Annotated in this window: 8 protein-coding genes and 1 pseudogene; 4 read left to right on the top strand and 5 right to left on the bottom strand. The window is 60.0% G+C overall.

Annotated elements, in window-relative coordinates; all coding sequences use genetic code 11:
• Positions 1–359 precede the first annotated feature (359 nt).
• Positions 360–422: pseudogene (locus B2J69_RS24305) on the top strand (hypothetical protein); the annotation flags it as partial.
• A gap of 78 nt (positions 423–500) precedes the next feature.
• On the top strand, positions 501–1430 hold the full coding sequence (ttcA, locus tag B2J69_RS08365) for a tRNA 2-thiocytidine(32) synthetase TtcA (RefSeq protein ID WP_081138226.1): 930 nt from the start codon (positions 501–503) through the stop codon (positions 1428–1430).
• Positions 1431–1479: 49 nt separating this feature from the next.
• Here the strand turns inward: ttcA and B2J69_RS24180 are convergent, their stop codons facing one another.
• From B2J69_RS24180 to B2J69_RS08355, 3 genes are all read right to left on the bottom strand, one after another.
• Positions 1480–1626, bottom strand: coding sequence for a hypothetical protein (locus B2J69_RS24180; protein ID WP_167376562.1), 147 nt, complete (start codon positions 1624–1626; stop codon positions 1480–1482).
• 307 nt (positions 1627–1933) lie between these two features.
• Positions 1934–2917 (bottom strand): zinc transporter ZntB, encoded by a 984-nt coding sequence (gene zntB / locus B2J69_RS08360; RefSeq protein WP_081138225.1) that lies wholly within the window; start codon positions 2915–2917, stop codon positions 1934–1936.
• A gap of 119 nt (positions 2918–3036) precedes the next feature.
• Positions 3037–4656, bottom strand: a complete 1620-nt coding sequence (locus B2J69_RS08355; protein ID WP_081138224.1) for a peptide ABC transporter substrate-binding protein — start codon at positions 4654–4656, stop codon at positions 3037–3039.
• Positions 4657–4812: 156 nt separating this feature from the next.
• On the opposite strand from B2J69_RS08355, the gene mpaA reads away from it, so the two are divergent.
• Positions 4813–5520 carry a murein tripeptide amidase MpaA gene (mpaA, locus tag B2J69_RS08350; protein ID WP_081138223.1) on the top strand — a complete coding sequence of 236 codons (708 nt, stop codon included), beginning with the start codon at positions 4813–4815 and terminating at the stop codon, positions 5518–5520.
• On the opposite strand, the gene ycjG is transcribed toward mpaA, so the two are convergent.
• A complete protein-coding gene (gene ycjG / locus B2J69_RS08345) occupies positions 5495–6478 on the bottom strand; it encodes an L-Ala-D/L-Glu epimerase (protein ID WP_081138222.1) in 984 nt (327 codons plus the stop codon). The two genes, mpaA and ycjG, sit on opposite strands and share 26 nt — an antisense overlap.
• Positions 6479–6628: 150 nt before the next feature.
• Between ycjG and tpx the strand changes: the two genes are divergently transcribed.
• Positions 6629–7132, top strand: coding sequence for a thiol peroxidase (gene tpx / locus B2J69_RS08340; RefSeq protein WP_081138221.1), 504 nt, complete (start codon positions 6629–6631; stop codon positions 7130–7132).
• Between the two features lie 18 nt (positions 7133–7150).
• On the opposite strand, the gene tyrR is transcribed toward tpx, so the two are convergent.
• Positions 7151–8731: a transcriptional regulator TyrR gene (tyrR, locus tag B2J69_RS08335; protein ID WP_081138220.1), complete on the bottom strand. Its 1581-nt coding sequence runs from the start codon at positions 8729–8731 to the stop codon at positions 7151–7153.
• Positions 8732–8863 lie beyond the last annotated feature (132 nt).

The raw sequence follows: 8863 nt of genomic DNA, 5'->3' as shown, positions 1-8863 counted from the left end.
GTGGAATGCGTTCAACACAACGCATTAAAGCGCTTTTTCCTGAAGAAAAAAAATCTAATCAATGCAAAAATGATGAGAGTCAAAATTTAAATCACCCTCTATTACCCACTTGATAAATTCAAGTTAAATAATTAACTCTTTATATTTATTTTCATTATAAAGGAGATTTTTCCTCTTTGAATTTTTCTTCAAATCGCACAACTGTTTGCATTTATCACTATTTTAATAAAGGCCTGCATAAAAAGACACAATCAGAACGTAGTGCCCGAACAAAAACCGCGGCGGTAGCCCAGCTCCGCGCCCTTAAAAAAGTGTAAAATCTCCATGATCGCCTTCAGCATGCCGTATTCATAGGTTTCGCCATAAAACGTGCTGGCATTCGCCGCCGTAATCCGTACCATACGCGGCATACTTTTGCCTGCTGACTATGCTACATATCAGGCTGGCGCTCCGAAACACTGCGCGTTAACTGCCCCTTTTGGTTGCTGAGAACTCATTTAATGCAAGAAAATCAAACGGTTGACAAGAAAGAACAGTACAACCTTAACAAACTCCAGAAGCGCCTGCGTCGCAACGTTGGCGAAGCTATCGCTGATTACAACATGATCGAAGAAGGCGACCGCATTATGGTCTGCCTGTCGGGCGGCAAAGACAGCTATACGCTGCTGGAGATCCTGCGCAATTTGCAGCAGAGCGCGCCGGTCAACTTCTCGCTGGTGGCGGTCAACCTCGACCAGAAACAGCCGGGCTTTCCTGGTCATATCCTGCCGGCGTATCTGGAGTCGCTGGGCGTCGAATACAAAATCGTCGAGGAAGACACCTACTCCATCGTTAAAGAGAAGATCCCGGAAGGCAAAACCACCTGCTCGCTCTGCTCGCGCCTGCGCCGCGGCATTCTCTATCGTACCGCGACCGAGCTGGGCTGCACCAAGATCGCGCTGGGCCATCACCGCGACGATATCCTGCAGACGCTGTTCCTCAACATGTTCTACGGCGGAAAAATGAAAGGGATGCCACCGAAGCTGATGAGCGACGACGGCAAACATATCGTCATCCGTCCGCTCGCCTACTGCCGTGAAAAAGATATCGTGCGCTTCTCCGAAGCGCGCCAGTTCCCGATTATTCCGTGCAACCTGTGCGGTTCGCAGCCAAATCTGCAGCGTCAGGTGATCGCCGATATGCTGCGCGACTGGGACAAACGCTATCCAGGACGCATTGAGACGATGTTCAGCGCAATGCAGAACGTCGTGCCGTCGCATCTGGCGGATATCAACCTGTTCGATTTTAAAGGCATCCAGCACGGCGATGCGGTGGTAGACGGCGGCGATCTCGCCTTTGACCGCGAAACCCTGCCGGTGAAGCCGGCCGGCTGGCAGGAAGAGGATGAGGACGCTGCGCCGGCGCGCCTTGACATCCTGCAACTGCCGTAAGCTGACCCACATAAAAAAGGGCGCGCTGTTCAGACAGCGCGCCCTTTTTTTATCGATGCGGCGGCGGGTCAAGGATCGGCGGATAGCCAGGCTCAGGCTGCGGATCCGGTAGCGGATTCGGCGGCGGCTGCGGTATCGGATCGGGAATCGGGACGGGATCGGTAGGAATCGGATCGCTGGCGATAATGGATGTCATACCCTTCTCCTCTGTGGTTACGCTCTTTACAGCATAGGTATAACCCGGCGCCACAGGCAAAAAAAAAGCCGGCGGATAAGGCCGGCGTATCGAATTAACTATGTGCTATGCAGTAATTCTAAAAAGGAAGTAAGACAATATGGAGCGCAACGCCCATCGCTTGACGTTGCATTCACCTGCGGGAACAGAGTTTGCCGCTATTGCCCGGATGGGTTATTGACCTCGATCAGCTTTTTTCCCTTTTTCGCCGCCAGGAGAGACTTTTTCCGCCACCATTAACGCATATAACCATTTGATTACATGGTTGTCACAGCCACTTGCGCTGTTTAAGCCACCAGGCGACGCCGACAACCAGCACCAGCAGCAGCAGGCAGAAAACGCTAAAGCCGAGATGCCAGTTGGCGCCGGGAATGCCGCCGAGGTTGACGCCGAACAGGCCGGTCAAAAAGGTGGTTGGCAGGAAAATCATCGCCAGCAGCGACATGGTATAGGTGCGGCGGTTCATCGCCTCCGCCATCAGCGACGCCACCTCATCGGCCAGCACGGCGGTGCGCGCCACGCCGGCGTCAAGGTCGTCGAGGCCGCGTCCTAACCGGTCCGAGACCTCCTGCATGCGGCGTCGGTCGCTGTCATCCATCCACGGCAGTTTTTCACTGGCGAGCCGCGAGTAGACGTCGCGCTGCGGGGCCATGTAGCGCCGCATCACAATCAGCTGCTTGCGCAGCAGCGCCAGCTCGCCGCGCGCCGGCACGCGCTGATCCAGCAGCGCATCTTCCAGCTCGATAATTTTGTCGTGCAGATCTTCGATAAACTCGCTGGCGTGATCGGTCAGCGCATCGCAGATATCCACCAGCCAGCTGCCGCCATCCTCAGGCCCGTTGCCGTTTTGCAGGTCGGTCAGCACAGAATCCACCGCGTAGACCTTGCGCCGACGGGTAGAGACGATCAGCTTGTCGTTAATAAACACCCGCATCGCCACCAGCTGCTCAGGCCGCGAATCCACGTTGTGGTTGACGCTGCGCAGCACGATCATAAAGCCGTCGCCCAGCCGGCTGACGCGTGGGCGCATGCTGTCGCCCGCCAGCGCGTCGCGCACCGCGTCCGGGATCAGCGGCGTCGACTGCAGCCAGTCGGCGCTCTCGCGATGGGTATAGTTCAGATGCAGCCAGCAGGCGCGCTCGCAGTGGATAACATCTTTATCTTCAATCGGGATCAGTCCGCCCTTGCCGTCCAGCTGGCAGGCGATAATGGCGTCGGATACCTGCAACGCTTTGCCTTCAATGACGTTCACTTACTCGCCTCACTACTAAAATCAATACGATACAGTCTAGCGCGGCGCGGATGAGTTGCAATCATCAGGCTGTGAGCAAAAGTGTCAGCAGGCGGCCCGCAGGACGGGCCGCGCGGGGCTTAATGTTTTTCGATCCACAGCTCGCGGCTGTAGGCGACATCTTCAGGATTGGTGATGGGATAGCCTTTCACCCACGGCTTAATCAGGCGGCCGTTGGTGTACTGATAAATCGGCGCGATCGGCGCCTGATCGGCAAGGATCTGCTCCGCCTTGTTGTAGTCGATGTTGCGCGCTGCCGCCTGGGTTTCGCTGCTTGCCCGGTTGATGACCGCATCGTAATCGGCGTTGCTGAAGCGCGCGATATTGCTGCTGTTGCCGCTGGTCAGCAGGCTGAGGAAGGTAGAAGGCTCATTGTAGTCGCCAACCCAGGAGGCGCGGATCACGTCGAAATTGCCGCTGTTGCGGCTGTCGATATAGGTCTTCCACTCCTGATTTTGCAGCGTCACCGCGACGCCAAGATTTTTCTTCCACATCGACGCCACGGCGATAGCGATTTTCTGGTGGCTTTCAGAGGTGTTGTAGAGCAGCGTCAGGTGCAGCGGTCGGCCTGGGCCGTAGCCAGCGGCGGTCAGCAGCGCCTTCGCCTGGGCGTTTAGCTCCTGCTGGCTGTGCTGCTCAAGATAAGACTGCGCCGGCTTAAAGCCTGCCGTAACGTCCGGAGTAAAGCGCCAGGCGGGCTTTTCGCCGGTGCCCAGCACCTTCTCCGCGATAATGCGGCGATCGATGCTCCAGGAGAGCGCCTTACGCACGCGCGCATCCGCCGTCGCCCCTTTTTGCGTATTGAACGCGTAGTAGTAGGTGCCTAACTGGTCGGGAGTATAGACCTCACCCGGCAGCGTTTTTTTCAGCTGCGCGTAGAGGTTTTTCGGGAACGATTCCGTGATGTCGATATCGCCGGCGCGATAGCGTTTGGTGGCGCTCGACTCTTCGTTGATGGGAATGAAGGTCACTTTGGTCAGCACCGAATGGGCGTCATCCCAGTAGTGCGGATTGCGCGCCAGCACGATCTTCTCATTCACCACCCGATCCACCAGCTGATAGGCGCCGTTGCCCACCAGCTTGCCTGGCGCGGTCCAGCCGTCGCCCTCGCGCGCGATCGCCTGCTGCGGCACCGGGAACAGCGCGACGTTAGCCGCCAGCGCCGGAAACCAGGGCACCGGACGGTCAAGCGTCACTTTCAGATGCTGCGCGTCGATGGCGCTGACGCCCAGCCGATCCGCCGCCATTTCGCCTTTGGTGATCGCGCGCGCGTTGCTGATGCCCGCCAGCCCGGCGAACCAGGCCGCAGGCGAGCTGTTTTTTGGCTCGACCAGACGCTGCCAGCTGTAGACGAAATCCTGCGCCGTAACCGGCTCGCCGCTGGACCATTTCGCGCTGCTGCGCAGCGTAAAAATCCAGGTTTTATTGTCGCTACTGCTCCAGCTTTCCGCGACGCCCGGCACGATGTTGCCCTGCGCATCCTGGTTGGTCAGCCCTTCGAACAGATCGCGGATCACTTGAATCTCCGGCAGGCCGACCGCTTTCATCGGGTCGAGCGAGGCGGGCTCATCTTTAATATGGCGGACGATCTCCTGCTGGCTGGCCAGCTGCGCGCCGGCTGGCAGCTGCGCCGCCAGCGTCGGGGTCGCCATCGCGGCGAGGCCAAGCGCTATCAGCGTCTGGCGAAATGTGCTTTTCATCATCACTCCCTTTCCCAAATGAAGCGCTGCGCAACGCGGTACCGGCGCAGCATGACTCCGGCACTGTAGCGCAAATGCCTGAAGGATAAATAGCGATTTTCCGCGCGCGGCTTTTCCGCTACTTTGTCTGAAAGCAGGTAACAAAAGAGAGAGCCTATGACGTCGTTACACCCGCGGCCGCGGCGCGGAAAGCTTGAGATCCCGTTTCAGCGCTACGGCGACAGCGTGCTGGGCGCGCCGCTGCTCTGGTTCCCCGCGCCGGCAGCGGACGCCGAGAGCGGTTTGATTCTGGCGGGCACCCACGGCGATGAAAACGCCGCCGTCGCCACGCTCTCCGCCGCGATGCGCACGCTGCCGGATCGGCTGCGTCGTCATCACGTGGTGCTGGCGGTTAACCCAGACGGCTGCCAGCTTGGCCTGCGCGCCAACGCCAACGGCGTCGATCTGAACCGCAACTTTCCAGCGGCCAACTGGCAGAGCGGCGAGACGGTTTATCGCTGGAACAGCGTGGCGGAGGCGCGCGACGTGCTGCTGTCAACGGGAGAGCGTCCCGGCTCAGAGCCGGAAACCCAGGCGCTGTGCCAGCTGATCCACGAGCTAAAGCCGCGCTGGGTAGTCTCCTGGCATGAGCCGCTGGCCTGCATTGACGACCCGCGCAGCAGCGAGCTGGGCCACTGGCTGGCGCAGCAAACTGCGCTGCCGCTTGTCAGCAGCGTCGGCTACGATACGCCCGGCTCCTTCGGCAGCTGGTGCAACGACCTCGGCCTGCCCTGCGTCACCGCCGAAATGCCGGTTATATCAGTGGATGAAGCGACGGAGCGCTATCTGGAGGCGATGATCAACCTGCTGCGCTGGCAGCGATAATCACCTTGCCTGCGCTGACCTGAATGGCGGGCTCGACGTCGACCGCCAGCCAGGTCGGGCCATCCAGATCGGCAAAGCGCGCCTGCGCCGCCAGCGGCAGCGCCGCATGGATTGCGCGCGAGGTGCAGATCATGCAGCCGAGCATCACCTCAAAACCGAGCGCTTTCGCCGCTGCCGCCAGCGCCAGCGCCTCGGTCAGTCCGCCCGCCTTATCCAGCTTGATATTGATCATCTCGTAGCGTCCCTGCAGCGCGGGCAGGCTGTCGCGGGTGTGACAGCTTTCGTCGGCGCAAATCGGCAGCGGATGGATAAAGTTCGCCAGCGCGGCGTCCTGACCGGCGGGTAGCGGCTGCTCCAGCATCGCCACCTCCAGGTCCGCCAGCAGCTGACAGCGCGCCGCCAGCCCTTCCGCCTGCCAGGATTCGTTGGCGTCGACGATTAACGTCGTCTGGGGCACCGCAGTGCGGATCGCCACCAGCCGCTCGGTGATAAAGCTATCGTCCAGCTTGATTTTCAGCAGCGTCGCGCCGTGTTGCCACAGCGCCCTGGCGCTGCTCGCCATCGCCTCGGGGGTATCGAGGCTAACGGTCTGCGCCGTCACCACATCGTGCGGCGCAACAGCGCCGCTCAGCGCCCAGAGATCCTGCCGCTGCTGGCGGCTTTGCAGATCCCACAGCGCGCTGTCGAGGGCGTTGCGCGCCGCGCCGGCGGGCATCGCCCGCTGCAGCGCGTCGCGCGTCATGCCCTGCTGCAGCGCCGGCAGCATCTCGGAGATCTGCGCCAGCACCGAGGCTTCCGTTTCGTCGTAGCGCGCATAGGGCGTCGCCTCGCCGGTGCCTTTGATGCCATCCTCTTCAATTTCCACCACCACCACCTTCGCTTCGGTACGGCTGCCGCGGGCGATGACGAAGGGCGTATGCAGAGGCCAGGATTCAGGATAGCTTTTTACCGCTCTCATACTCTCTCCCTGTAAATCAGATAACTGCGCGTCGACTCGGATAAACGGTGTTTTTCGCTCGTAAGTTGTTTATAACTATGTCATAACTTTTTTTTCAGACGCTTTTCATCTGTAGGCAGTCACGTTTTATCTGACTTTTAAGGAATCGCTATGTCTCACACTGTTCACTTTCAGGGCAACCCGGTAGAGGTTGCTGGTCACTTTCCGCAGGCGGGCGAACAGGCTAAGCCTTTCACGCTGGTGGCAAAAAATCTTACCGACGTGTCGCTCTCTGAGTATGCAGGAAAACGCAAGGTTCTGAATATTTTTCCCAGCGTCGACACCGGCGTCTGCGCCGCGTCCGTGCGCCGCTTCAACCAGCTGGCGAGCGAATTGACCAATACGGTGGTGCTGTGCATCTCCGCCGATCTGCCGTTTGCGCAGTCGCGCTTTTGCGGCGCCGACAACCTGAATAACGTCGTTACCCTCTCGACGCTGCGCGGCGCTGAGTTCAAAAATGCGTATGGCGTTGAAATTGCCGCAGGCGCGCTGGCGGGCCTGACGGCGCGCGCGGTGGTGGTGCTGGATGAGCATGACAACGTGCTCTACAGCCAGCTGGTCAACGAGATCACGACCGAACCCGATTACGACGCAGCGCTGGCTGTACTGAAGTAACGTTAACCCCGGCGGCTGTTAGCCGCCGTTTTTCTCTTCCCGTTCGCCGCGCTTCTGGCCCAAACCATATTCGCGCAGTTTATTGGCGATCGCCGTATGCGACACGCCGAGCCGTTTCGCCAGCTTGCGCGTGCTGGGATAGGAGAGATAGAGGCGCGTCAGCACCGAGCGCTCGAAGCGGCTGGTGATCTCATCCAGCGTTCCCTCCATCGCCTCTTCCGCCAGTGAAGCGTCCAGCGCCTGTTCAGGCAGCACGATATCCTGCGGCCGCAGTTCGTACCCTTCCAGCTGCGTCAGCGCGCGATAGAGCGCGTTTTTTAACTGACGCACGTTGCCCGGCCAGCTGTAGCGCGTCAAAAACCCGTTAAGCTGCGGAGACAGGCGCGGACGCGGGATCCCCTGCTCGTCGGCGAAGCGCGCCACAAACATCTCGGTCAGCGGCAAAATATCCTGTGGTCGCTCGCGCAGCGGCGGCAGATGCAGCGTTAGCACGTTCAGGCGGTAGAAAAGATCCTCGCGAAACTCGCCGCGCTGCACCAGTTCGATCAGGTTCTTCTGCGTGGCGCAGATAACGCGTACGTCGACATGCACCTCATGCTCTTCGCCGACGCGGCGGAAGGTGCCGTCATTGAGGAAGCGCAGCAGCTTGGTCTGCATGCGCGGCGACATTTCGCCGATCTCATCCAGCAGCACCGAGCCGCCACTGGCCTGCTCGAAAAAGCCCTTTTTCCCCTCCAGCGCATTGGGATAGGCGCCGGCGGCGTGGCCGAAAAGTTCGCTCTCTGCGACATCGTCCGGCAGTGAGGCGCAGTTAAGCGCCAGGAACGGCTTCTTGCCGCGCGCGCTGCGCAGGTGGCAGGCGCGCGCCAGCATATCTTTGCCGGTGCCGGTGTCGCCGACGATCAGCAGCGGCGCGTCGTGCATCGCCAGCTTGCGCGCCTGGTCGATCACCTGCCGCATCTTCGGTGTTACCGCGATAATGTGGTCGAACTCCGACTCGTCGGTCACCACCAGGTTTTGCAGCTGACGCCCCATGCGGGCGGTGGATTTCAGCATCACCATCGCGCCGACCGGCTGGTCACCCGCGCCTTCGTCGGCGGTCAGATAGACAGGATGCGCCTCCATCAGGAAGTCGCGGCCGTCGATGACCACATGCTGCGCCTGCGCCTCGACGCGGTCGCTCTCCAGCCAGCGCTGAAAGTTAAACCCGCTAATCAGGTTGCCCGCGCTGTGGTTGCGAATTTTCTGTTCGTCGAGGTCGAACAGGTTCTGCGCCGCCGGGTTCGCCAGCTCCACTTTGCTTTTCAGATCGATGGAAAACACCGGCTCCGGCATCGCCACCAGCAGCGCGCTCAGGGCGCGATGCTCGCGTTCCGAAGGCATATAGGCGACGGTGCGCACGTCGGTGACGCCAGGCGTGCGGCGGATCTCCGCCATCAGGCTGCTGAACTGGTCGAACTCCAGCGCGGAAAAATTGAGGTAAATACGGCCGAGCGCCGCGATTTCGATGCCGCGCAGGTCGATATTACGGGCGACTAACAGATCGAGCAGCTCGCGCGCCAGGCCGATACGGTCCTGGCAGAAGACTTCAAGACGCATTGCGATGGCCTTAGTCAGGTGAAGAATCGGGAGATAATACGCTAACTTGCGGCGGGTCAGAAGAGGCGTGGAAGCAAAAGTTGACACTGCTGTTCAGGATCAGGTGCGCGCCGCACGAACGGCGGCGCGCCA

The sequence above is a fragment of the Pantoea latae genome, from assembly GCF_002077695.1.
GTDB classification, from domain to species: Bacteria; Pseudomonadota; Gammaproteobacteria; order Enterobacterales; family Enterobacteriaceae; genus Pantoea; species Pantoea latae.
Note: the sequence above shows the minus strand (reverse complement) of the source record. Positions and strands in the feature narration are given on the sequence as shown.

Excerpts from the sequence above, each read along its gene's own strand:
- ttcA (WP_081138226.1), top strand. The coding sequence starts at position 501 with ATGCAAGAAAATCAAACGGTTGACAAGAAAGAACAGTACAACCTTAAC.
- B2J69_RS24180 (WP_167376562.1), bottom strand. The coding sequence starts at position 1,626 with ATGACATCCATTATCGCCAGCGATCCGATTCCTACCGATCCCGTCCCG.
- B2J69_RS08355 (WP_081138224.1), bottom strand. The coding sequence starts at position 4,656 with ATGAAAAGCACATTTCGCCAGACGCTGATAGCGCTTGGCCTCGCCGCG.
- mpaA (WP_081138223.1), top strand. The coding sequence starts at position 4,813 with ATGACGTCGTTACACCCGCGGCCGCGGCGCGGAAAGCTTGAGATCCCG.
- ycjG (WP_081138222.1), bottom strand. The coding sequence starts at position 6,478 with ATGAGAGCGGTAAAAAGCTATCCTGAATCCTGGCCTCTGCATACGCCC.
- tpx (WP_081138221.1), top strand. The coding sequence starts at position 6,629 with ATGTCTCACACTGTTCACTTTCAGGGCAACCCGGTAGAGGTTGCTGGT.
- tyrR (WP_081138220.1), bottom strand. The coding sequence starts at position 8,731 with ATGCGTCTTGAAGTCTTCTGCCAGGACCGTATCGGCCTGGCGCGCGAG.